The following is a 23,098-nucleotide window of genomic DNA, read 5'->3' as shown; positions in this document are numbered from 1 at the left end:
GATCATGACGATGCGCCTGGCGAACATATATCTTGCGGTGGCTGCGGCCTTCGTGACGATTGTGGGGCCGGCCTATGCCCAGCCCACCCTTCCGCTCATTCCCTCTCCCTGGGGCGGCAGCATGTCTGCCGCCGAACAGGCGGCGTCGGCGGCGAAGCGACCCGCGTTCGCCGACGCCAACTGGAACCACGAAGTCTGCGTGATCGCCTATTCGTTCGAGGGTGTGCCGGAAGAGATCGCCCGACGCCGCGACGCCTTGCAACGCACGCACAAGGAAGATTCGGCGCAGGCCGAGGAGCGCCGTCGGCTGGCGATGCTGGAGCGTAGGGCGGCCGAGCATCTGCCCAACATCGCCAAGTGCAAGGGGCAGTTTTATCGTCCCGCGCTCGAACATCTATGCGCGCGTCAGCGGAGCGATAACCGCTTTTGCGCACAGCTGTCCGGCCCTGCGCTGCCCGGTGTCGAACTGGTAGCGGACAAGTGGGGATTTGTGCGTGGCCTCGCTTGGAACAAGGTTGGCGACCTATATTCCAAAGGTGCGGCGTTCGCCCCGAAGCGCTGGCGTCCGGCGAACGATCGTGGCCCCATGCTCGATGGGCATTCGGTGAGCGGGATTGCCCATATCGCCGCGATCAACGAGGCGGTGAAAGGCGAAGACGGACGGCCGCTCGCGAACGATATCGGCCAATGGGCGTTCAGCATCGAAATGCTGCGCCAGAAAGCGGACGAGCTCGATGCGGCGACGACGAAACAGGTGCGCGAGCTTGCCGACAAGACAGGAATGCCCGCGCAGGTGGGGCGCTATGCCCAGCGTCCGCGCCTTCATTTTCAAACCTATATGTTCGACATTCTGATCGACAGCGATGCCGCGACGCTGGCCATCGAAATGGCCGACGGATCGCGCCGCGCGCTGGGCTCGCCCGTCCGCTTTCACTCGCTGCCTGAAAATGCGCCCGCCTTTTATACCAGCTTTGACAGCTATCGCATCCATGCCGCGATGTTGCCGACGGCCGAGGACATGCGGCTGATGCTTGACCCAGAGGCTGCGTTCGTGACCGCGAGCTTCGCGATGCGGTTGGAAAATGGGCGCATCGACACGGTGACGCTTCGCACGCCGCTGACCGGGGTTGCCGATGCGTGGCAGGCAATGAACGCCGCCAATCTAAGGGCGCATCGAAAGATTGTGGAGGTTGAGCAAACGGCGACAGGAACGGGTCATGAATAAGATGGTGGGGGGATTGGTCGCGGTGATCGTACTGCTTGTCGGTGCGGTCATGTATTTGTTGGGGCAGCAAAGTGCGGCCCCGGCGCGCGAGGAGCCCGCACCGATCGAGGTGGCGACCGAAAAGAACGACGCCACTCCCGCGGGCGTAGAAGCCGCTTCGCTGCGGCGCCCCGTTCGCGTCGGCACCGGCGGTCCCCATGCCGATGCGTGCCGCGGTGTCGGATCGGTCGCCAACCTCCCCGGCGGCGCCGACGATTTCCTCGCGGTGCGCGAGGGGCCGACGGTCGAAGCCAAGCGCATCGACAAGCTGAAGGACGATGCGCCGGTCTATATCTGCGACCAGAACAGCGACGGCAGCTGGATCGGCATTGTTTATCAGGCGAATGGCTATCTGCCGACCGACGATAGCTGCCGCGCCGAAGAAAATGTCGGAAGCGTCCGCCCCTATGAGGGGCCATGCCTGACCGGCTGGGTGTCGGCCAAATATCTGGTCCCTCACGGACAGGACAGCGACGAGCCCTATGTGCCCGAACCAGTCGCCGCCAGCCGATTTTCGTTCGACGCCGACGGATTCGGCAGCACCGAATTCGTGGCGGCCAATTACCTGAACCTGCGAGCCGATCGGCGCGCCGCGGCCGAAGGCGGGACGGTGGTCGATCGCGGCAGGCGAGAGTGCCGTCAGACGGGCGAAAGCGACGATCGGGCGTGGGTTTGCCGGGCGACCTACATCTATGAAAAATAGCCTCCCGCTTCGATTGGGCGCGGCGGGGCGGAGGCACCATGCCGCCGCCGATCTGGCGGGCGAGCGCATCGACGCTTTTCTGACTTCGCTGGGCAAGCTGCGCTATGGATTGCGGCGGATCGAGGCGTTGCTGCTCGATCTCAAATATGCCGAGGCCGTCGACGAAGCATCCGCTGGGACCGCCGGCGCCGCGCAGCAATTGCGAGAGGGTTGGGAAACCGTCGAACCCGGAATGCGGCGCGTGATCTTCGATCGACGCGACATGCCGCAAGGCGAAAGCCTGCCCGAACGGTTGCGAGCGCGGGTGACGGCGATCTGCGAAGGTTACAGCGTGTGCGATGGTGGCCAAGGTTGCGGTGACGGCTCCGCGAGCAGCGGGCTGACCGGCGAGCCGATGGAGGGGCCGTGAGTGTCCACGGGCAGAAACGTCTTTCCTTCGAAAGCCGCGACCGCGCGGCGGTGATCGGCAAGGTCGAACGTCTGCTCGACACCATCGGCCGGTTCCGTTTCGCACCACTCGGGGACGAGTCGCCATGATCTATGAGGAACCCGGACAGATGATCGACCGTGAACTCACACCGGACGCCATCGACGACATTCTTGCCCACGGCCCGATCCGCGATTTGCGGGTGCTGCCGATCGCGCTCTCTATGGACCCGCCGGACAATGTGGACGTCGAGCGTATCTGCCTTGACCTTGCGCTTCACGCCGATGCGTGGGTGCGCGGCAACGCGTGCACCGCATTCGGACATCTGGCGCGGGTCTTGGGCAAACTCGATCGTCAGGCAAGGATCCAACATATCCTCGAGGTTTCGCTTCGTGACGAAGAGCGGATCGTTAGCGGCCGAGCCGCCGATGCGATTTCCGATATCAAGACATTCCTTGGCTGGCGCTTTGAGAACGAGTGGCCAAATCCATAGCCCGTCGGGCCCTTAACACCTTGCATCGCTTGGACGCAGCCGACGGCCCGCTTGGGGTCATTGAACTTCCCGCTGGTTTCAGAAAGGATGGCTTGGCGTACGCGCGACGCTCGAAGTTTGCCCAACCGGCAGGCAGCGTCGAAGCTGAGCTAGCGTCTGACGCCTTGGGGTGTCGACCTATTTCGGTCGATTCGCGTCGTCGCTGCGACGTGCCGAATGTCGGCTATCTTCAATCCACTGGTAAAAGCGGTCGGTCTCCTACCGGCCAGTTTCAGGAACAAGGTTCGGCACGAAAGCCGGACGTGCGGCTTGCTGAGCCTTGCTTGGCTTCGCCAGCAGCAGGATGGCCTCGCTGTTGCAAACGTGTCACAAAGTTGTAAAAAATGCTCAGTCAGATCAAATTCCCTTTACCGAACGCTGCCGCGCGCGCATCGCGGCCATCCGGGGGCGGCGCTAGGTTGCAGTCCCTCCTAAGTGCCGTCCTCGTTGTTTCTGCCATCCAAGCAGCGAGGAAACTGCACTGTGAAAAAAGACATTCTCTCCTTTTTGAAATTGACGGCCGCCCCCTTTGCGCTCAGCGCGGCGATGCTTGCTGTCCCCGCGCACGCGCAGGATGCGACCCCCGCCGATGAGGCCAGCGAAGACACGATCGTCGTCACCGGTTCGCGTATCGCGCGCGCCGACCTTACCTCGTCGGTTCCCGTTTCGGTCGTCAGCCAGGAGCAGATCCAGCAGACCGGTGCGGCGAACATTCAGGACGTGCTGAACGAACTGCCGTCGGTCGGCCAGAACATCAGCCGCAATTCGACGAACTTCTCGACCACGGGCAACGGGATCGCGACCGTCAACCTGCGCAACCTCGGTTCGGCACGCACCCTCGTCCTCGTCAACGGCCGCCGTTTTGTGGCCGGTCTGCCGGGCACTTCGGTCGTCGACCTCAACACCATCCCGACCGACCTGATCAAGGACGTCCAGGTCGTGACCGGCGGCGCGTCGGCCGTCTATGGTTCGGAAGCGATCGCGGGCGTCGTCAACTTCATCCTCGACGACAAGTTCGAAGGCATCCGCTTCCATGGTCAGGGCACGATCAGCGACGAAGGCGACTCGGGTCGTTATCTCGCAAGCCTGACCGCCGGTACGGCGTTCGCCGATGGCCGCGGCCATATCGTCGTCAACGGCAGCTACGATCGCGATAACGGCCTGCGTTCGCGCAATCGCGATTTCTCTGCGAATGACAACCCGAACCGCAGCTCGTTCGCTTCGCAGGGTCTGTTCAGCCCCAGCGGCGCGTTCGCACCGGGCGCCGGCACCTTCACTTATGGCCCGGGCAACACCCTGAAGCCTTACGAAGGCGCCAACATCGACGGGTACAACCGCAACCAGGACCGCTACCTCGGCGTTCCGGTCGAGCGCTATCTCTTGACCGGCCTCGCAAGCTACGAACTGTCGGACAATGCCACGCTGTTTTTCGAAGGCAGCTATGCCAAGAGTAAGTCGCGTTCGAGCCTCGAGCCGCAGGCGGTTGCCAACACCGACCTCGTTAACGCCGACGGTACGCCCTATGCGGGCATTCCGCTCAGCAACCCCTTCGTGCCTCAGGCGATCCGTGACTATGTCACGACGATGGCACCGATCCTCAACAACGATGCCGATCCCGACAACGATATCAGCACGACCGACCTACCGTTCCGCCGCCGTTCGAACGACATCTTCGACCGCAGCAACAAAAACGACCGCGAAACCTGGCGCGCCGTCGCCGGCCTGCGCGGCAGCTTTGCCGACAGCCTCAACTATGAGGTCTATTACGGCCATGGCGAAACCAAGGACTACACCCGTTCGGGCACGATCTTTGGTCCGCAATATGTCAACGCGCTGAACGCCGTCGCGGGCCCGAACGGCCCCGTCTGCAGCATCAACGCCGACGCCGATCCGAACAACGATGACGCGGCATGCGCGCCGATCGACATCTTCGGCTTCAACACGGTTTCGGCCGCAGCCGCCGACTATGTGACCCGTGGCGGCCAGCTGTCGGAATATCGTGCCAAGGTGAAGCAGGACGTCTTCTCTGCGTCGGTGTCGGGCGAAGTGTTCGAACTTCCGGGCGGCGCGCTGAGCTTTGCGACCGGTTTCGAATATCGGCGCGAAAAGAGCAGCGAAGATTTCGACGACGCGACAAACCTCGGCCAGACGCTCGGCAACCTGCTGACCGACACCCGCGGCAAGTATAATGTGAAGGAAGGCTTCCTCGAAGTCGTCGCGCCGGTCCTGTCGGATCGTCCCTTCTTCCACTATCTCGGCCTCGAAGGCGCTGTGCGCTATTCCGACTATTCGACGGTCGGCGGCGTGTGGAGCTGGAAGGCCGGCGGTGAATGGGCGCCGATTCCGGATATCCGTTTCCGCGGTATCTATTCGGAAGCGACCCGCGCGCCGAACATCTCGGAGCTCTTCTCGGCCCAGAGCGAAACCTTCCCCGCGATTGTCGACCCGTGCGACCAGCGCGAAGGTGAAGGCGACGGCGCGCCGATCACCGTTCCGGCGGGCAGCCTGTCGGCAGCCTGTCTCGCAATCCCGGCCATCGCGGCCGCAGCGAACGGTGGCGGCTTCGTCTATTCGACGGCGCAGATCCAGACGATCAACGGCTTCCTTGGCGGCAACCCCAACCTCGAAGAGGAAACCGCGAAGACCCTGACGCTCGGTGCGGTGTTCCAGCCGCGCTTCGCCCGGGGGCTCAGCCTGACGGTCGACTATTACCGGATCAAGCTGAAGAACGCGATCGGCATCATCGGCCAGCAGACCTCGCTTAACGAGTGCATGACCGGCAATGGAGACGCGCTGTTCTGCGACAATATCACCCGCGACGCGACCGGCCGGGTCACGCAGGTCGATGCGTTCAACCTGAACACCGGTTCGTTCCTCGTTTCGGGCATCGACACGCAGGTCAAGTACAGCACGACCTTCGGCGAAGCGGGCCGGTTCGACCTGTCCGCCTTCTGGACGCATCTTCTGAAACAGCAGCAGACCTCCTATCCGGGCGGTCCGACGCAGAAGGAAGTCGGCCAGCTTGACTGCTATAGCTGCGGCCGTCTCGGCACGGGTTTCCGTGACAAGGTCAATGTTTCGGCCACCGTTGGCTGGGATAATGTCTCGCTCAACTGGCGCGTGAACTATCTGTCGTCGGTCGTCGACGATCTGACCGATCCGAACCGCATCAGCACCGGTGCCTATTGGTACCACGATGCCCAGCTGCGCTTCGGTATTGACGACAGCAAGAAGTATGAATTCTACCTCGGCATCGACAATGTGTTCGACAAGAAGCCGCCGGTGTTCGGTGACACGAACCCTGTGACCTTCCCGGGCGCCCAGACGTCGGCAACGACTTACGACCTTTACGGCCGTCTGTTCTACGCCGGTGTGGACTTCCGCTTCTAAAGACCATGGGCCCCCGGTTCGCCGGGGGCCGCAGAAAAGAAAAGGGGCGGCTCCTCGCGGGGCCGCCCCTTTTCTTTTGTCTCAGCCCAGTACGTCGGTAAGCACACGCTGCCAGTTTCCGCCCATGACCTTGTCGACCTCGCGGGGCGCAAACCCTGCCTTGTCGAGCGCCGCGGCGATCGTCGCCATGCGACCGATATTGTTGAGCGCGGGGATCACCACATGCTCGGGCGTCCAGTCGAAGCCAGCGATTCGCTGGTCGCGCATCGCGTGCCACCAGGGCAGATATTCTTGCACACCCGCAGCATTGTCGTTGTTCAGTGCAACGAGGTTGGTCTGGCCCGCCATCGGAAAGTCGTTCGAAATCCCTACCGCATCGACGCCCCCGACATTCGCGACATGGCGGATTTGCGCGATCAAATGATCGACCGTCGGAACGGCATCGCGCGTCAGCCAGAAACTCATCATGAAAATGCCCATCATGCCGCCCTTGTCGGCGATCGCGCGGATCACGGCGTCGGAGGCGCAGCGGGGATGGTCGACGATCGCCTTGCACGCGCCGTGCGACAGCAGGATCGGCGTGGTGCTGCGCCGTGCCGCCTCCAGCATCGTCGGTTCGGACCCGTGCGAAACGTCGGGCACGATTCCGGAGCGGTTCATCTCGGCCAGCCCCTCGATGCCGAGCGGCGTCAGTCCGCTCCATTCGCGCTCGAGCGCACCGCCGGCGAAGAGGTTGTCGTTGTGATGGGTAAATTGCAGGACGCGTAGGCCGCGGCGATGAAAATCGGCGATCCGCGTCAGGTCGGTGCCGACGGGCTCGCACGACTGGAATTGCAGGAAGGTCGCGCAGCCGGGGCGCGACCCGATGTCCGAACCCTTCAACGCGACAAACGCTTCGCGCTGGTTCGCGAGTCGCGTTACCACCGTATCGAGCGCCGCGCTGCATTTTTCATAGGTCCGCAAATAGCGGGGAACATCGTCCGCGTCGCGGACCTCCTCGACTTCCGAAATGTCGCAGATCATGCCGCCAAGGCCTGCCGCGCGAAGCTCGGCGAGATCGTCGGGCAGGAAGCTCAGGCCGTCCATGGCAAGCCGACGCTTCCCTGCGGCCGCCGCGCCCTCTTCGCTCCCGAGCATCAACGCCGCACCTGCGGCAAGAAACGATCTGCGGCTCATCGTCGAATGGCGTGGTGAAATCATGTGTCTAATCCTGTGGGCATATCATCCTGTCTGTAGTGATACAGGGAGACGAAACACCAGAGGATTTGGGAAATCGTGGAGAGCGGGAGGCATTTTTTGCGGTGCCGCGTTCCGACATGGCATGTCTGTATCGGTGTCGATTGAACTTTGCGTTCGAACCCGCTCGGCCACGGGAAAAAAATTTTGCCCGCTTCATGCGGGCTGCCGGCTTATTTGGTGGCGGCAATGCGCGGGGCCGACGTCTGCCCGCTTCCGGAGCCGGCGAAGCCGCCGCAAAGGCGACTGGCCGAAATCGCCCCGCCTCGACCGTCGGGTCGTCTGCCGATCTAATCTCCAGTCACTATATATTGCGATTGCAGATTCCCGCGGTCAGCACGGAACAAAGGCATTCAAGGCGCGCCGCCCAAGCCCCCGGCCTTCGTCGGCGGAAAGCGAATGGCAGTGGTGTCCGTAACCGCGGATGATTGACGAAAATGCTGCGGCTAACGATGTGGTGGCAGCGTCGATTTGCAGCAACCGGCCGACGACCGCCACGCCGATGGGGTCCCGGAAACTTCGGGTGACCGCGCGAAAAGCAGGATTGCCGTCGCCGCGCGCCAGGTGGAGCGATATTTCGTCGAAGGCTCGCAGTACCGGCGAATTTCCCGTGACGACCGCTTCGATAACCTCGTCGAGGAGCTGTGCGGGCGAAGCCGGGAGCGACGTTGCCAGATCCGCGCCCGGATATTCGACGCTCATCTCGTAAAGGCGGCGAACCGCGCGCTGCGCCATTTCCGCCTTCGATCCGAATTGATAGGCGACTGTGCCCAGCGTTGCGCCGGCACGCTTCGCGACGGCGCGAAAGGTCAGGGCGGAAAGCCCTTCGTCGGCGAGGAGCGATGCCGCAGCATCGTCGAACGGCGTCGCCGTGTTCAGGATTGGGCGCGATACGGCATATTCGGCGTCGGCGGCGTGCTGGTAGGAGTCGCGCACAGCGGAAGACGGCACATTGTTGCCGTTGATGAGGAAATCGAACAGCGCGAAAATCGTCTCGTCGAGAAGGGCGCGGTCGAGCGGTCGCCGCCAGCGGACGAGATGCTGCCCGGCCTCGCCATCGAAAAACAGAAGCAGGAGTTCGTTCCACCGATCGAGCCCGGTCTGCGTGCTTAGGCCGGTGATGAACTCGCGCCACAATTCTGCCCAGCGCCGATGCGCGTCGGTTCGGTGCGTGGGCGCCGCTCCGGCCGCTTGCGCCTCGCGCCATGCAAGAGCCAGCGGGCGCTGCGCCGCGGTCCACTCGTCGATGATCGAGGCGAGCAGGCCGGCACGGGCGGCGAGCGGCCAATCATTTGCGTTGGCGTCTCCGATTTCGACCAGCTTCGCGTCCATCCATCGCCGCGCTTCGCCGATCGCGGCGTTTTGCGCCGCCTCAAACAACTGTTCTAATCCTCCAAAATGATAGTCGATTGCGGAGGGCGATGCATCGGCCTCTGCCGCGATCGTGCGAACCGATATCTCGCTCTTATCAAGTCGTTCCCATAGCGCGGCAAGGGCGCGGATCAGGCGTTCATCTGTGCTATTAGTGACAGATGTTCGCAATTTTTGTGACGGATTTGGGTCGCTCGGTGTCATGGCGCGCTGCTCTCGTCGGGTAAGGTGGAAGAGTGTTGGGCTGAATGTTTCGGGGTAATTGAAGCGTGGGGGTCGGTCACAAAAGCTACATACAAGCGTTCTAGCTGGCCGCCAACTTCAAGAAAAGGGGTAGCTCAGAATGTTCGTCAACTCTCCCAAGACTGCGCGCTGTTTCCTGCTTGCCGGATCGACGCTCGCTTCCGCAATCCTGGCGACGCCCGGCGCCGCGCAGCAGGCCGATATGGCACCAAACAGCGAATATGCCGATGAAATTGTCGTCACCGGTTCGATCCGCCAATCGCAGGAGGCGTCGATCGATGCGAAGCGCGATGCGGTCAACCTGGCCGACATCGCCGCCGCCGATTCGGTGGGGCGCTTCCCCGACCAGAACAGCGCCGCCGCGCTGTCGCGCCTGCCCGCAGTGGCGGTGCAGCGCGATCAGGGGCAGGAACGCTATATCCAGGTGCGCGGCGCACCCAACCGCTGGACCTCGGTCAGCATCGACGGCATTCCGCTCACCGGCGTCGACGAAGGCGGCGACAGCCGCGCCTTCCGCTTCGACGCCGTTCCGGCGGTCCTCCTGTCGCAGATGACGGTGAACAAGTCGCTGACCGCCGACCTGCAGGCGGACGCGATCGTCGCGACGATCGACCTCAAGACCTATTCGCCGCTCGACGCCGGGCGCGGCTTTCACATCACGGGCGACCTCGGTTACGGCTTCATGGACCAGGGCGGGGGCGAACAGCGCCAGGGATCGCTGCGCGCGAGCTGGTCGAACGACGTCATCGGCGTCGTGCTCGGCGGATCGCATTACCGCCGCAAGCAGCTCACCGACAATCGCGAGGTCGGTGCCTATGACGCGAACGGTCCTACCGAATTCGACATCCGGCAATATCAGATCGAACGCTGGAACAATGGTCTGTTTGGCGGCATCGAAGTTGCCGCCTCGCCCGAACTGCGCCTGTTCGCAAAGGCCATCTTCACCGAATTCAACGACGACGAACAGCGCAACCAGTACGAGTTCCAGCTGAACCGGGCCGCGAGCGGCACGCGATCGATCGACAGCGGCGACCTCGTCGGCGTGCCGCTGCGTGGCAGCTTCAACTATGGCGAATATCGCAACCGCAACTATATCGCGACGCTCGGCGGCGATTATGAAGGCGACGACGGGCTGACCGCCAATTTTCGCCTCAACTATACCAAGACCGATAACAGCACCTATCTGCCGCTCGTCCAGTCGAGCACCAGCGGGCTGGCATCGCCGTCGCTGACCTATGACAACAGCGACCCGCGCTTTCCCGTCGTCACCCTCTACTCCACCGTCGACAACGCCGGCGTGCTCGAGCGCGGGCCGGCGCTGACCAATTTCGACCAGGGCATTTTGAGCGTCGGTGGCACCTATATGATCGACGCGCGACAGGAGACAGAAGCCGACGCCTATACCGCCAAGCTCGACCTCGCGAAGGCGTTCGACAGCGGACTGACGCTGAAGGGCGGGCTCTATTATGCCGACCGCAAGGTGGCCGGGAATAATTTCTCCTTCGCCAACCTGGCCTTTCTCGGCGCGCTGGGATCGGCGGTCGGTCAACCTTTCGACGTCAACTCCTATGTCACGGGCACCCCGTGGGATACGCAATTCCCGCTCGGCGTGACGCTGAACTATGTCGACAACCGCCGGATGCGCGCCGATATCGATGCGCTGCTCGAGACGCTGGAGGGCGCGGGCCTTTTCGATCCGGCCGCGAGCATCCCCGCCACCGATCTTTACGACCAGAAGGAAAAGACCCTCGCCGGCTACGCGATCGCGCAGATCGAACGCGACGCGCTGACGATCAATGGCGGCGTTCGCATCGAGCATTACAAGCTCGACAACTCGGGGACCGCCAACATCGACGGCACGCTGACGGCCCTGGCCGTCGAACGCGATTATACCGATTTCTTTCCCAGCCTGAACATGCGCTACGAAGCGGGCGACGACCTGGTGCTGCGCCTTGCGGGCCAGCGCGGCGTGTCGCGCCCCGCCTATGGCGCGATCCGCGTCGGGGCGTCGATCAACGACACGACGACGCCCGGCGAAATCGGCGGCGGCAATCCAGGGCTGAAGCCCGAATATACGTGGGGGCTCGACGCCAGCGTCGAATATTACCTCCCCGGCAATGGCATTTTGTCGGTCGCCGGCTTTTATCGCTGGGTCGATAATGTCTTCTATCAAAGTCAGCAGCCGGTCGGATCGGACGTGTTCAATTCGGGCGGCGTCGATCGCTCGAACTACCTCCTCAGCTCGACCTTCAACGGCGAAAATGGCAAGCTCTATGGTGTCGAGTTCAATTTCCAGAACCAGTTCGATTTCCTGCCGTCGCCCTTCGACGGACTGGGATTCCAGGGCAATCTGACCTTGCTCGACGGCGAGTTCGACATTCCCGCCGCCGGCGGCAATGCGGCGCAGCGCGGCATCGCCTTCCAGGGGCTCTCCGATACGATCGCCAACGCGTCGCTCTTCTATGAAAAATACGGCTTCTCGGCGCGCGTCAGCTATCAGTGGCGCTCCGACTGGCTCGACACGCTCGGCGGGCTTGGCAGCGGCGAATATCGCAAGGGATATGAAAATCTGGACATTTCGCTCCGCTATGCGGTCAACGACAATCTGACCGTCTTTGCCGACCTCGCCAACCTGACCGACGAAGTCTACCTCGCCTATTCGGGATCGACTGCCTTCCCGACCGAGGTCGAACAGATCGGCTCGCGTTACCTGTTCGGGCTGCGTTTCAACTTCTAAGAAGGGAGGCTTCTGCCATGCGATCCTTGCTGCTTCGCACTGCCGCCGCGACCATAGCGCTCGCCGCTTGCCACGCGGCGCCCGCCGCGGCGCACACCATCGTGCTGACCAACGACGACGGACTCACCAGCAACGTCGTTGCGCTTTACCGCGCGCTGAAAGCCGATGGGCACGATGTCATCGTGTCGGTTCCCTGCACCAACCAGAGCGGCATGGGGGCGGCGCTCCACATCGCCCGACCGCTTGCGCCGCTCGCCGAGCCTTGCCTCAACGATGCTGCGGGGACCGGCGCGCCCGGCGCCGGGCCGATGACGCGGCCCGACCTGCCGCGCGGCGACTTTTTCTACGTGTCGGGAACGCCAGTGATGGCGCTGCTCTACGGGCTCGATGTCGAAGCCGCGCGTCGCTGGGGCAAGGCGCCAGACCTTGTGCTGTCGGGCCCCAACGAAGGCCAGAATGTCGGTGCGATCATCCTGAGTTCGGGGACGGTCAGCAACGCCCAATATGCCGCGGTGCGCGGTATCCCGGCCATCGCTCTCAGCGCGGGTGCCGGCAGCACCGGCGACAGGGCGCTCGCCGACCCGCAATCGGAGGAGGTGGCGCGCCTTTCGGTCGATCTCGTGACGACATTGGGCACGCGCGCGAAGGGCGGGGCGCTCTTGCCCGCCAACCTCGCGCTCAACGTCAATTTCCCCGATAAGCTGGACGGCGCTCGCTGGCGCGCGACGCGGATCGGCTCCTATAACGCCTATAAGCTGGGCTTCGTCGAAAATATGGCGGCGTCGGCGTCGCCGACGATGGTCGAGATGGCCAAGCGCCACGGCGCCGAACTGCCTTCGCTGCCAGGGCTTTCCTTCGATTTCAATCAGACTCCGCCCACCGAAGGCCAGTCCGACGACGAGTCGATCGTCTATCGCAGCGCTATCGCGGTGAGCCCGATGCAGGCAGGTTATGAAGCGCAGCCCGCGTCGGGCGCGTGGGTCGGCGATCTGCTGGCGTCGCTCGCGGCGGCGAAGGCTGAACGACGCCCATGATGACGCTGTATCCCGTTCCATTTCGATCCAAGGATAGTTTCATGCAAAAGATGTTCCTGCCGCTTGCAGCGCTTTTGATGCTGCCCGCCTGCCAGCAGGCGCCCGCCGATATGCAGACCACCGAAAGGACGTCTGCGGCAACGGTCGCCGAATGGAATGCGGCAACGCTAAAGGACGATCGCCGCGTCCTCGATCTCGAAGGCGGGCGGAATTTCCGCGATCTGGGAGGTTACCGAACGGCCGACGGCCAGCAGGTGAAATGGCGCACCGTCTTTCGTTCGGGCACGCCGGCGAACTTGACCGCGAACGACTATAAGACGCTCGACAAGCTCGGGATCCGCGCCTTTTGCGATTTTCGTGCCAATGACGAGCGCGAGGCCGAACCGAACCGCTATGCCGCAGCCAATAGCGATATCGAATATTGGACGCGCGACTATCGCATGGACAGCGGCAACCTGATGGGCGTGCTGATGGGCCCCGATGCGGGCGCCGAAAAGTCGCGCGCGACGATGACGGCCTTTTACCGCGTCCTGCCCGAGGAACAGGCCGAAGCTTATCGCGAGATGTTCCACCTGCTCGCCGCGGGCAAGACGCCGCTTGCCTTCAACTGCTCGGCGGGCAAGGACCGCGCGGGCACCGGCGCCGCCCTGCTGCTGACGCTGCTCGGCGTTCCGCGCGAAGCGGTCGTCGCCGACTATGCCCTGTCGGACGATGTCGTCGACTATCGCAAGGAAATGACCGAAAGCGCCGCAATGAACCCGGCTTATGCCGGCCTTGCCAAACTGCCTTGGGAAACGGTCGAACCGCTGCTTGCGTCGGACCCCGTCTATATCGAGGCCGCGCTCGACGCGCTTGCGAAGAAATATGGGTCGGTCGATGCCTTCATCGAGAAACAGCTTGGCGTTACGCCGGCAATGAAGAAGGCCATTCGAGCCCATTTGCTCGAACCCGCTACGGTCTGACATAGGCGCCTGACAAGCTTGGGTTCCTACGGAGCGAGCCGCCTCAAATGGGGCGGCTCGCGAGCGCCGACTCCGCGCGTCATCCCGGGGCGGTATTCTTGGCCGAGTTCGTTCGATGATCGGCTTGCTGTTTCGCCGACGGTGGCGCCGACCCCCCAAGGTCGGACCGCGCCAATCAGTTGCTGCCTGGGCCGCCAAGCCTGGCGACGATGGCGTCGAGGAGCGCTTGCGTTTCCGTCGAAAGATTGCCCGGCGCGGTCGCGGCCGGATCATTCGGCGGCGTGGCGGCGGGCGGCGTCAGCGCGATCGATGCGAGCGCCTGGACGTCGCTGTCCTCGGCGGACGCATCGCTGGTGCGCGCGGCCTTCTCGATCCCGCGAAGCGGCAAGAGGCGTTCGCCGACCAGCTTCTGCTCGAGGCTGAGCGGCGCGGCGAGATCGGATCGGAACTCGGCCGATCTTGTCTCGATACGCCGGTTGCAATAGGCTTTGTCGTTGGCGGAAAGCAGCTCTGCGCTGCAACGATCGATACCTTCGACCCGGCCCAGTGAAACCTCATTGTCGGCCGCCGATAGCTGGAGAACCTCGCCGCCAGGCTTTTCAGGCGCCGGCCCATCTTCGACAAAGGCGGAGTTGCCGCCTTTCGCGACCTGTTCGATCGGTTCGCCGCGATCGTCGGCGCCGAGCTGGTCAATGGCGGTCGACGCCGGTTCGGCGAAGAGCAATATCGTCAACAACAGCGTCGCCAATCGAACCTCCTTGCGTCTAGTTACCGGGACCGTTGCTCTGGATGAGCTGGATCGTTGCGCCGCCTTGTTGCTCGATATGCAGATCGGACAGGCCGCTGCCATTTTGGGTCCAATCCAGCCGGTTCAAATTTCCGGATTGCGCAGCGGTCATAGCATTGCCGTCGCCATTTTGCACGAGATGCGCCTGATTGTCGCTGCCGTCCTGGACAAGTGCCAGGACGTTATTCCGGCCTTGTTGGCTTGCGATCGCCGAATTGGTGGGGCCACCCTCATTATATTGGCGGATTTCGGCATGATTTTGACCACCGGCCTGAAGGATCGCGAGCAAATTCTCCCCGCTGCCGTCCTGCGCGATCTCGGCGACATGATCGGTACCGGCCTGGCCTACCTCGGCGCGATGTCCGCCGCTTCCCTTCTGGACGATCGTCGCGCGATTGCCGTTACCCTCCTGGGCGATCGACGCGCGGGCACCCGGTTCGGCCTGCTCGATCGACGCTTCGTTGCCCGCGCCGATCTGGGCGATATAGGCGCCGCTTTCGCTCGCGGATTCGGGGGCTGCGGGCGCTGGTACCGGCTCTGCCACGGCCACCGAAGGAATGGCAAACAACGCCAGCAGGGCCTTGAGCGATAGTCTGACGATCGGCATCCGATCTTCCTTTCTTCGCCGCGCCAATGCGCGGTCCTGGCGTCGGTATACATCCGAAACGGGCCGGTTCCCTCAGGAGAGTACCGGCCCGCCGGGAGTAGAAGGGGTGGTGCAGTTCACCCCTTCAAACCGCTTAGTTGGCCGAAGGCGCCGAGCCCTGGGTCACGACGGCGACGTTGCCGGCGCCATTCTGCATCACGTTCGAATAGTTGCCGTCCGAATACTGGTTGACGGTGGCGCTGTTGCCGCCATCGAGACCGGTCTGGTTGACGACGCTTTCGTTGTCGATGCCATATTGGCCGACGAAAGCGACGTTATCGAGGCCGGCCTGCGTCAGCAGCGATTCATTGCTTTCACCGCCCTGTTCGACCGTGGCGAGATTGAGCGCCGGTGCGCTCGGTACCGCGCCATATTGGTTGATCGTCGACACGTTTCCGATCGAGCCGGCGAGCTGGCGTACGATCGCCGTATCGTTGCGGGCATTCTGCACCTGATTGACCGTCGAGGTGCCGCCTTCGCCGAGCTGTTCGACATCGACGCTCGAGTTGAGCGCCCCGACCTGCGTCACGAACGAGTCGTTATTCTCGTTCGCCTGGAAGACATCGGCGGTGAGGCCGGCGCCATCCTGGATTACCGACGACTCATTGTTCAGGCCAGCCTGGGTGACGGTTGCGGTCGCACCCTTGTTGTCCTGATCGATCGTCGAGCTGTTGCCTTCGCCGGTCTGGACGACGGTCGCAAAGAGGTTGGCGTCGGCCTGGGTGAGCGGCGCCTTGTCATCCTGCGTGATGATCGACGAGTGAGCATCGCCGGCCTGGGTCACGGTTGCCGCAAAGGTGTTCGCGCCGACATTTTCGAAGGTCTGCGTGATCGACGAGCTGCTCGCCCCATCCTGGATGACGTTGGCATCGGCATTGTTCGATCCGTCGCCCAGGGCATTTTGTTCGACGGTCGAGATCGCGCCATTGTCCTGACGAACGTTGGCGTAGAGGTTGCCAGCGTTGTTGGCGTCGATCGTCTGGTCGATCGTCGACATCGAACCGGCTTCCTGGTTGACGACCGCCGTTGCGCCGGCCGCCTGGACGCCCGTCGCGGTCTGGTTGACGATCGAGGTCGACGCGCTCTGGTTGACCGTCGCGAACAGATTTTTCGCATTGTCGCCCGTCGCCGACTGGATCACGTCCGAAATCGCCGCCTCGGTCTGCGTGACGTTGGTGCGGATCGAGCCGGTGAAGCCCGGACCGTTCGCATATTGCTCGATGTTCGAATCGTTGAGATAGCCGGTCTGGGTGGCGTTGCCAACGAGGTTGAAGCTCGGAGCGACAGACGCCTGCGTAACGTTCGAGGCGTTATCGGTGCCGTTCTGCACAACCGTCGCTTCGGGATCTTCGGGGAGGTTGATCGAATTGTTGGTCGACGCGTCGTCCTGATCGATCGTCGATGCGTTGCCCGAGCCGGTCTGGGTGACGAAAGCGCCGGCGCCGAGTGCGTCCTGCGTGATCGTCGATTCATTGGCACCGTCCTGCGTGACAGTCGCAATGTTGTCGTTGCCCGTCTGGTCGAGGTCGCTGCTGTTCGAGCCGAGCTGGCTCACCGTGGCATCGTTGCCGAGGCCGGTTTGGTCGACGGTCGACGATTGGATCTGTGCGAAAGCCGGGGCCGAAATCGCAAGCGCGACGGCCGAGACGGCGGTAAGATATACGCTTTTCATGATTGCATCACCTTTTCAAAAAGGCGATAACGAACGCGCCACGGCGCAGGAGACGCCGAGCGTTTTCAGGTTATCGCAGCCTAATATTTGCACGCATCGAAGTTGCCGCTTCTTTGCGTGCCCTTTCTCCAACGACTTATTTTTCGGGACCGGCCTGGAGATATTCACCCGCCCCCAATATATTCGGTCAGGAACCCTCCTTTTCCTGCTGCTGGTCCTCGACAATCCGAAGCGCCGACAGCGAGCCCGCCTTTTCGACGGCCTCCTGCACGTCGCGTGCTTCGTATATCCCGTCGCGTTCGCGGCGATAATAATCGCGCAGCGGCCCTGCGAGGTTCATATCTTGGAATTTCCAGAGGTCGAGTTCGACCCCTTCCATCACCAACGCATAGACAGCCTTTTCGATCGCCTGCTGAAGGGCGACTTGATCGGGCTCGTTGCTGGTGATGCCCCATTCGGCCTCGAGCAATTCCTTGAAGGCGACGAAACGATAGGCGCTCGCGCCCAGCGCCTGCGACGCAATCGTCTTGGACGCCGTCACCGTCGTCAGCACTTCGCCGGTCCGTACAGAGACCGCACGCAGATAAACCGTAACCGTATCTTGCCGATATTCGGTGCGCGCGCCGATGCCCAGAAACGCGGCGCCCGCGCCGCCGGTCACGGTATTGGAGTCATAACCGACGATCCCGCCCTCGAGCAGGACGCCCGCGAACAGCAGGGCCGGCAGCGCCTTGCGATCAGGCTCCTCCTCGCCGAGATAGCGCTTGCGCATCTCGGTAATGATCTGCCGTTCCTTCAGCAGGTTATCGAGCCGTTCGCGCTCGACAATCGTGAACCACGAGCGGCTGCCCGCATCCTGCAATGCCTTGACGAGGATCGAATTCGCGCCCTGCGTCACCGCGCGCGACAGCGTTTGTCCTGCCTCGGTCGGCTTGAACTGGCCCGTTTGGTCGGTGAAGCCATAGACCGCGACCGCAACCTGCCGCTGCGGCTTCGGCAAGTCGTTGAGCAGGAGCTGCGTCTGCGTCTTTTTCGGGAAATAGGCGAGGCTGGTACTCGGGGCGAAGGTATCGCGACCGCTTTTGCCGACGGTCATGCAACCCGCGAGCGACGACGCGCACAAAAGGGCAACCGCAATTTTCAGGGCACCGTGCATCATTGCACCTCGACGAAGAGCGGCACGACGATCTTCGTTTCCTCGCCGGTATCGTCGTTCCGGATCGTGAGCGTCACCGAATCAAGCGAACGGAAAAATTCGATGGTCTGACCGCCGAAGCTGATCGTGCCGCTTTCCTGCGGGTTGTCGCCGAAGATCGCGTCGACGATCTGCGATGAAAGCGACGAGAGCAGCCGCGACTGGAGCTGGCGCGCAAAAATGTCGGCTTGCGACGACGAACTGGTCGCGCGCGGATCGCGGTAATCATTCTGCGCCGTCGCGGTTCCGAGGATATGGTTCGAATTGAACGGGTTGCCGCCGAAGGTCGGGCTGATGGGCTCATGCACCAGGTCCTGCGCGCAAGCGATCGGCGCAAAAATCAGGCCTGCCGCGGCAGCAGCAAAATATCGGACGTAGCGAGTCACATGCCCCCCCAGGCAGAATGCTGCAATGACACCCCAACCCGAACGGGTGGGGATTCGCGACCCGGTCGGAGTTAATATTCAGTTAAGTGGGAATGGAAACCCCGCGACTCGGAAAAAATGAACCTGTCTCAAAATAATACGGGTTCCCCATGTTTTCCGATAAATCTCGTCTTGGCGACAGATATGAGACGAAAATGTTGCACTTAGGTTTCGTAAAGATATCAGTTAACATAAGATATATTTACGCAAGATTCATCGAATCGGAGTGCAATCTGGTTTTCTTCGGGGCGTTTGCGAAAGTTTATGTAAAGACTTACCTTTTTCACTTCTGCTTGCGCTTTCGACCCAAGCGGCGTGTATGCAAAAGGAAAAGGCCGTTCCAAGGCTCGCTGGTGCATCGCCGCCTCGCAACCCCATATTATTTTGGGTTGACTTGAAATCTGGCAATGGACGTTCGGCGCGCAAATGACGATATGATTTCGCGCGCTCCTACGGATCAGTCGTCCCGCTTGTACCAGGCGGGTGGGCAGCCTGCCTTTATCGGGCGATGGCCCGGCGCAGTCGCCAGTTGACGACATGGCCGGCGATCAGCAGCAGGCTGCCGATCGCTGTGACCGCTGCCGCTGCAGGCTCGGCGAGGACAGGGAATAGCGCGCCGACGATACAGGCGACCCCGGTCGATCCCAGCAAGGCCGGGAACAGGGCGCGATGCCGGCGATAGCCGAGAACGAAGGCGAGGCCGGCCGCGGGAACGACGAGCGCGGCGGCCACAATGTGGAACATCTCCGATTCGAAGAAGGCCCCGGCGATCATCGGCAGGGCGAGCAGCAGCAAGGGAAGGGCGAGGCAGTGGACGAGGCATAGGAGCGACGCGGAAACCGCCGCGCCCTCCACCAGGTCGGTCGTCGACAGGCACCGCGAGGGACGCGAGAGTAGAACGCACATGAAAGAAAAGCCCTGTCAGGGTTGTGAGATGAGATAACATCTCATATAGGGCCGGCGTCCAAAGAAGAAAGGGGTTTTTGTGAAGTTTCGAGCTCTCCTCCTGTCCGCCGCGGTTCCGGCGGCGGTTCCGCATGTCGCCTTTGCGGCCGAATCGGTGCCGCCGGTGCCCGCCAATCCGGCGGCCACGTCGCACACGGGCTTTATGCAGGCCGGCAGCACCGCCGATCCCGAGATCGTCGTGTCGGCCAATGTCCTTGGCCTGCGCGCCGACGAGACGGCGACGCCGGTGATCACACTATCTGGCGAAGAACTCATCCATCGCCGTCAGGCGACGCTCGGCGATACGCTTGCCGGGCAGCCGGGGATCAACTTCGACAATTTCGGCGGCGGCGCGAGCCGGCCGGTCATTCGCGGGCAGACCGCGCCGCGCGTCCAGGCGCTGTCCGATGGCGCCAGCATCCACGACGCGTCGGCGATCTCGCCCGACCATGCGGTGACGACCGAGCCGCTGCTGCTGCGCGGGATTGAGGTGCTGCGCGGCCCGTCGGCGCTGCTCTATGGCGGCAGCGCAATCGGCGGCGCGATCAACCTGCTCGACGAGAAAGTCCCGACGTCGATCCCCGACGGCGGCATCGCGGGCACGGTCGAGGGCCGCCTCGGCACCGCCGACGACGAACGCTCGCTGGTCGGCGGGATCACCATCGGCGGGCAGGGTCTGGCGCTCCGCGTTGAGGGCGTCCACCGCTCGTCGAACGATTACCGCGTGCCCAAAGGGTTCGGCGAACGCCATGTCGACGGGTCGTACAACGACACATCGACCTTCACCGTTGGCGGCTCGTGGGTCGGCAGCGGCGGCTATCTGGGGGTCGCCTATACGCGCCAGCGCAGCGAATATGGCCTGCCGGGTCACGCCCATGAATATGAGGACTGCCACCCACACGGCAGCAGCCTGCACTGCGGCGGCCACGGCCATGACGACGAGGATCACGACCATGACCATGATCACGATCATGAGCATGAAGAGGTGCCCTTCGTGAAACTGCGCAGCGAGCGTTTCGATATCCGCAGCGAATATGAAGATCCGCTGCCGGGGTTCGACAAGGTCCGTTTTCGCCTGTCGTTCACCGACTACGAACATGACGAGATCGAGCATGACGAGGTCGCAACGACGTTCAAGAACAAGGCGCACGAGCTGCGCTTCGAACTGGCGCACAAGCCGATCGGCCCGCTGCGCGGCGCCTTCGGGGTCCAGCATTCGGAAAGCCAGTTCAGCGCGCTTGGCGAAGAAGCCTTCCTGCCCGAAAGCGATACGCGGAGCACCGCGCTGTTCCTGATGGAAACGCTGACGGCCGGCCCGATCCGCTTCGAGCTCGCGGCGCGGCAGGAATGGCAGAAGATCGAGACGACGCTGAACCGCGAGGTCAGCCACAAGCCCTTCTCGATCTCGGGCGCGGCGGTCTGGGACATCGGCGGCGACTATTCGCTCGCGCTGTCGCTCGCGCGCTCGCAGCGCGCGCCGAATGTGCAGGAGCTTTATGCGCGCGGTATCCACCTCGCGACCAACACCTATGAGCTCGGCACCGCGACGCTCGGCAAGGAGACGGGCAGGTCGGTCGACCTGACCTTCCGCAAGACGAAAGGGGCGACGACCTTCACCATCGGCGCCTATCATCAGTCGTTCGACGACTATATCTTCGCCAACACGCTTGACCAGTTCGAGGACTTTCGTCTCATCCGCTACGAGGCGGCCGACGCGACCTTCACCGGGGTCGATGGCGAAGTGCGGCATGATTTCGGCGATGTCGGCGTGTCGCTGTTCGGCGATTATGTCCGCGCGAAGTTCAAGGACGGCCTCGGCAATCTGCCCCGCATTCCCGCCGGCCGGCTCGGCGCGCGCGCCGACGGGCGCTGGGGGGCATTGTCGGGCGACGTCGAATATTATCATGTCTTCGAACAGGATCGGATCGCAGCGTTCGAGACGCGGACGCAGGGTTACGACATGCTCAACGCGACGCTCGCCTACAAGATGGAGCTCGGGCCAAAGGCCGACGCCGAATTGTTCGTGCGCGCGACCAATCTGACCAACGAGCTCGCCTATAACCACGCGTCGTTCATCAAAAATGCGTCGCCGCTACGCGGGCGCAATTTCGTCTTCGGACTGCGGACCAGCTTCTAGGCCAAAGGGGGCGGTCGGAAGGAGGGGCGTTCAGTCCCGCGCCCCTCCTTCCGCCGATTATAGCTCGGCCCGGTCAGACGGGTTCGGCGGCCAATATATAGTCAAAGCCGTGGCGCAGCCCGTTCGCGCTGGCGACAAGCGCCAGCGCTTCGGCGCGCAGCGCCTCGCCGCGCGCGGCGAGCATCTTGGCGAGGTCCCGATCGGCGATCTTGGCGAGCCGCGGGGCGCACATGTCGATCTGGCTGTTCACGAAACGCTCTTTGTAGCGGTTTGCGTAACGCTTGGCGGCAATGACGCGGTATCCCGACGCCTCGAGGTGATCGACCGCCCATTGCGAAGGATATTCACGATAGGGCTGTTCGCCGGCAAGCAGGAGGCAGGCGTCGCGAAACCGCCCGATCTCCCAGACGATCCGCCCTTCCGCATTGTCGGGTTCGCCAACGACATAGGGCTCGAGCCCGACGACATAGAGCCGCCGTCCGACCAGCGGCCGCAGCCGCGTGAAAAGCCGGTGTTGGAAATAGGGAGCAAAGCCGTCGATCGCGCCGAGCAGATAGTCGGCGAGAACAGTGTCGTACCGCTCGCCCGCGAGCAACGACGGATCGGCCCAGTTGCCGACGACGATCCGGTCGGTCGCGCGGCGCTTTGCGGCAATCGCGTCGGCCGTTTGCGCGGCATGGGCTTCGGCGCCGCTCACCGCGGTCCAGCGCTCGGTCGCGAGCGATCCGACCCAGTCGATCGAATGGGTGCCGGTCCCGGCGTCAAGGAACGCTCCCCACGGGCGATCGCCGTGGATTCTTTCGATTTCGCGGAAGAGCCCGGAAGCGGGCGGGCGGAGGTCGGTACTCGGCGGCATCGCAAATGATATATGATATCATTTCGTCCGATCCAAGGCGAAAATCGCCGCCATCCATGGGGTACGCCGGCACCGTAGCCGGCTGGGCCAGGCCTAGCCGCGCCCGCGGTGGATGTCGTAATCGATGCGAATGCGCACCCACGCGCCGACCTGCGATTTGCCGCCGATGCGCGGCGGGCGCACCCTGAACTGCCAAGCGGCCGCCAGCACCGCGCGGTTGATCTGCGACCCGTTCGGATATTCATCGAGCGCGACGCAATCCTCGACGCGGTAATCGGACACGGTGCGGCAGGCGATCAGCCCCCAGCCGGGCCCGCTCGCGGTCGACAGATAGCCGCGCAGCTCGTCATCGCTCGGTTCGCGGTACCAGCGCGCCGCATAAAGTGCCTCGCCGTTCGGTGCCGTTCCCACCCGTTCCGAATCGGCAAAGGATGACGAGCGGCTGCCGCCGATATTCGGCGGGCCGTAGACGCGCCCGCTCGGGGGCCGTGTTGCGGTGGGCGGGGGCGGCGGTGCCGCGCTCGGCGGCGGAATCT

Annotated in this window: 19 protein-coding genes and 1 pseudogene; 10 read left to right on the top strand and 10 right to left on the bottom strand. The window is 63.1% G+C overall.

All coding sequences use genetic code 11. From position 1 onward, the window contains the following. Positions 1 to 4 precede the first annotated feature (4 nt). The 6 genes from ATE71_RS03055 (at position 5) to ATE71_RS03035 (ending at position 6,316) form a co-directional block, all read left to right on the top strand. Positions 5 to 1,225: a hypothetical protein gene (locus ATE71_RS03055; RefSeq protein ID WP_058801985.1), complete on the top strand. Its 1,221-nt coding sequence runs from the start codon at positions 5 to 7 to the stop codon at positions 1,223 to 1,225. Next, positions 1,218 to 1,967 (top strand): hypothetical protein, encoded by a 750-nt coding sequence (locus ATE71_RS03050; RefSeq protein WP_058801984.1) that lies wholly within the window; start codon positions 1,218 to 1,220, stop codon positions 1,965 to 1,967. The genes ATE71_RS03055 and ATE71_RS03050 overlap by 8 nt, the downstream gene beginning before the upstream one ends. After that, positions 1,957 to 2,376, top strand: a complete 420-nt coding sequence (locus tag ATE71_RS03045; RefSeq protein WP_152998620.1) for a hypothetical protein — start codon at positions 1,957 to 1,959, stop codon at positions 2,374 to 2,376. The genes ATE71_RS03050 and ATE71_RS03045 overlap by 11 nt, the downstream gene beginning before the upstream one ends. Continuing rightward, positions 2,373 to 2,504 (top strand): hypothetical protein, encoded by a 132-nt coding sequence (locus ATE71_RS23005; RefSeq protein WP_268801404.1) that lies wholly within the window; start codon positions 2,373 to 2,375, stop codon positions 2,502 to 2,504. Before ATE71_RS03045 ends, ATE71_RS23005 begins: the two co-directional genes overlap by 4 nt. Then, the gene (locus ATE71_RS03040) at positions 2,501 to 2,887 is read left to right on the top strand and encodes a hypothetical protein (RefSeq protein WP_058801982.1); all 387 of its coding nucleotides are present in this window, start codon (positions 2,501 to 2,503) and stop codon (positions 2,885 to 2,887) included. The genes ATE71_RS23005 and ATE71_RS03040 overlap by 4 nt, the downstream gene beginning before the upstream one ends. A 522-nt stretch (positions 2,888 to 3,409) precedes the next feature. Continuing rightward, the gene (locus ATE71_RS03035) at positions 3,410 to 6,316 is read left to right on the top strand and encodes a TonB-dependent receptor domain-containing protein (protein ID WP_235587887.1); all 2,907 of its coding nucleotides are present in this window, start codon (positions 3,410 to 3,412) and stop codon (positions 6,314 to 6,316) included. A gap of 81 nt (positions 6,317 to 6,397) precedes the next feature. On the opposite strand, the gene ATE71_RS03030 is transcribed toward ATE71_RS03035, so the two are convergent. Then, complete coding sequence (locus tag ATE71_RS03030; RefSeq protein ID WP_058801981.1) at positions 6,398 to 7,492, bottom strand: membrane dipeptidase; 1,095 nt, start codon at positions 7,490 to 7,492, stop codon at positions 6,398 to 6,400. 393 nt (positions 7,493 to 7,885) lie between these two features. Next, positions 7,886 to 8,932: a TetR/AcrR family transcriptional regulator gene (locus ATE71_RS03025; protein WP_058801980.1), complete on the bottom strand. Its 1,047-nt coding sequence runs from the start codon at positions 8,930 to 8,932 to the stop codon at positions 7,886 to 7,888. Between the two features lie 334 nt (positions 8,933 to 9,266). Between ATE71_RS03025 and ATE71_RS03020 the strand changes: the two genes are divergently transcribed. From ATE71_RS03020 to ATE71_RS03010, 3 genes are read left to right on the top strand one after another with little or no spacing between them, the layout of a single operon-like run. Then, on the top strand, positions 9,267 to 11,903 hold the full coding sequence (locus tag ATE71_RS03020) for a TonB-dependent receptor (RefSeq protein WP_058801979.1): 2,637 nt from the start codon (positions 9,267 to 9,269) through the stop codon (positions 11,901 to 11,903). A gap of 17 nt (positions 11,904 to 11,920) precedes the next feature. Further along, a complete protein-coding gene (locus ATE71_RS03015) occupies positions 11,921 to 12,937 on the top strand; it encodes a 5'/3'-nucleotidase SurE (protein ID WP_058801978.1) in 1,017 nt (338 codons plus the stop codon). A 41-nt stretch (positions 12,938 to 12,978) separates the two neighbouring features. Next, positions 12,979 to 13,899 carry a tyrosine-protein phosphatase gene (locus tag ATE71_RS03010; protein WP_058801977.1) on the top strand — a complete coding sequence of 307 codons (921 nt, stop codon included), beginning with the start codon at positions 12,979 to 12,981 and terminating at the stop codon, positions 13,897 to 13,899. A gap of 175 nt (positions 13,900 to 14,074) precedes the next feature. Here ATE71_RS03010 and ATE71_RS03005 read toward each other — a convergent pair whose 3' ends face one another. The 6 genes from ATE71_RS03005 to ATE71_RS02980 form a co-directional block, all read right to left on the bottom strand. Then, on the bottom strand, positions 14,075 to 14,647 hold the full coding sequence (locus ATE71_RS03005) for a hypothetical protein (RefSeq protein WP_058801976.1): 573 nt from the start codon (positions 14,645 to 14,647) through the stop codon (positions 14,075 to 14,077). Between the two features lie 16 nt (positions 14,648 to 14,663). Then, the gene (locus ATE71_RS03000; RefSeq protein WP_058801975.1) at positions 14,664 to 15,293 is read right to left on the bottom strand and encodes a hypothetical protein; all 630 of its coding nucleotides are present in this window, start codon (positions 15,291 to 15,293) and stop codon (positions 14,664 to 14,666) included. 133 nt (positions 15,294 to 15,426) lie between these two features. After that, positions 15,427 to 17,004, bottom strand: a complete 1,578-nt coding sequence (locus ATE71_RS02995; protein ID WP_058801974.1) for a beta strand repeat-containing protein — start codon at positions 17,002 to 17,004, stop codon at positions 15,427 to 15,429. A gap of 187 nt (positions 17,005 to 17,191) precedes the next feature. Next, a complete protein-coding gene (locus tag ATE71_RS02990; protein WP_235587886.1) occupies positions 17,192 to 18,100 on the bottom strand; it encodes a CsgG/HfaB family protein in 909 nt (302 codons plus the stop codon). A gap of 59 nt (positions 18,101 to 18,159) precedes the next feature. Further along, complete coding sequence (locus ATE71_RS02985) at positions 18,160 to 18,585, bottom strand: curli assembly protein CsgF (RefSeq protein ID WP_235587885.1); 426 nt, start codon at positions 18,583 to 18,585, stop codon at positions 18,160 to 18,162. Between the two features lie 537 nt (positions 18,586 to 19,122). Beyond that, positions 19,123 to 19,530, bottom strand: coding sequence for a MerC domain-containing protein (locus ATE71_RS02980; RefSeq protein ID WP_058801973.1), 408 nt, complete (start codon positions 19,528 to 19,530; stop codon positions 19,123 to 19,125). Between the two features lie 79 nt (positions 19,531 to 19,609). Between ATE71_RS02980 and ATE71_RS02975 the strand changes: the two genes are divergently transcribed. Further along, a complete protein-coding gene (locus tag ATE71_RS02975) occupies positions 19,610 to 21,706 on the top strand; it encodes a TonB-dependent receptor domain-containing protein (RefSeq protein WP_235587883.1) in 2,097 nt (698 codons plus the stop codon). Between the two features lie 73 nt (positions 21,707 to 21,779). Here the strand turns inward: ATE71_RS02975 and ATE71_RS02970 are convergent, their stop codons facing one another. Both ATE71_RS02970 and ATE71_RS02965 read right to left on the bottom strand, forming a co-directional pair. Continuing rightward, positions 21,780 to 22,562, bottom strand: a complete 783-nt coding sequence (locus tag ATE71_RS02970) for a hypothetical protein (RefSeq protein WP_063132288.1) — start codon at positions 22,560 to 22,562, stop codon at positions 21,780 to 21,782. 93 nt (positions 22,563 to 22,655) lie between these two features. Next, positions 22,656 to 23,098: pseudogene (locus tag ATE71_RS02965) on the bottom strand (hypothetical protein); the annotation flags it as partial.

Source organism: Sphingopyxis sp. H115 (assembly GCF_001468465.1).
Taxonomy (GTDB): Bacteria; Pseudomonadota; Alphaproteobacteria; order Sphingomonadales; family Sphingomonadaceae; genus Sphingopyxis.
This window is presented reverse-complemented; position numbering and strand designations above follow the sequence as displayed.

What these genes read in the sequence shown, in the direction of transcription:
- ATE71_RS03045 (WP_152998620.1), top strand. Translation starts at nt 1,957, where the DNA reads ATGAAAAATAGCCTCCCGCTTCGATTGGGCGCGGCGGGGCGGAGGCAC.
- ATE71_RS03015 (WP_058801978.1), top strand. Translation starts at nt 11,921, where the DNA reads ATGCGATCCTTGCTGCTTCGCACTGCCGCCGCGACCATAGCGCTCGCC.
- ATE71_RS02970 (WP_063132288.1), bottom strand. Translation starts at nt 22,562, where the DNA reads ATGCCGCCGAGTACCGACCTCCGCCCGCCCGCTTCCGGGCTCTTCCGC.
- ATE71_RS03050 (WP_058801984.1), top strand. Translation starts at nt 1,218, where the DNA reads ATGAATAAGATGGTGGGGGGATTGGTCGCGGTGATCGTACTGCTTGTC.
- ATE71_RS03010 (WP_058801977.1), top strand. Translation starts at nt 12,979, where the DNA reads ATGCAAAAGATGTTCCTGCCGCTTGCAGCGCTTTTGATGCTGCCCGCC.
- ATE71_RS02995 (WP_058801974.1), bottom strand. Translation starts at nt 17,004, where the DNA reads ATGAAAAGCGTATATCTTACCGCCGTCTCGGCCGTCGCGCTTGCGATT.
- ATE71_RS03020 (WP_058801979.1), top strand. Translation starts at nt 9,267, where the DNA reads ATGTTCGTCAACTCTCCCAAGACTGCGCGCTGTTTCCTGCTTGCCGGA.
- ATE71_RS03055 (WP_058801985.1), top strand. Translation starts at nt 5, where the DNA reads ATGACGATGCGCCTGGCGAACATATATCTTGCGGTGGCTGCGGCCTTC.
- ATE71_RS03000 (WP_058801975.1), bottom strand. Translation starts at nt 15,293, where the DNA reads ATGCCGATCGTCAGACTATCGCTCAAGGCCCTGCTGGCGTTGTTTGCC.
- ATE71_RS02990 (WP_235587886.1), bottom strand. Translation starts at nt 18,100, where the DNA reads ATGACCGTCGGCAAAAGCGGTCGCGATACCTTCGCCCCGAGTACCAGC.
- ATE71_RS02980 (WP_058801973.1), bottom strand. Translation starts at nt 19,530, where the DNA reads ATGTGCGTTCTACTCTCGCGTCCCTCGCGGTGCCTGTCGACGACCGAC.
- ATE71_RS03030 (WP_058801981.1), bottom strand. Translation starts at nt 7,492, where the DNA reads ATGAGCCGCAGATCGTTTCTTGCCGCAGGTGCGGCGTTGATGCTCGGG.
- ATE71_RS03040 (WP_058801982.1), top strand. Translation starts at nt 2,501, where the DNA reads ATGATCTATGAGGAACCCGGACAGATGATCGACCGTGAACTCACACCG.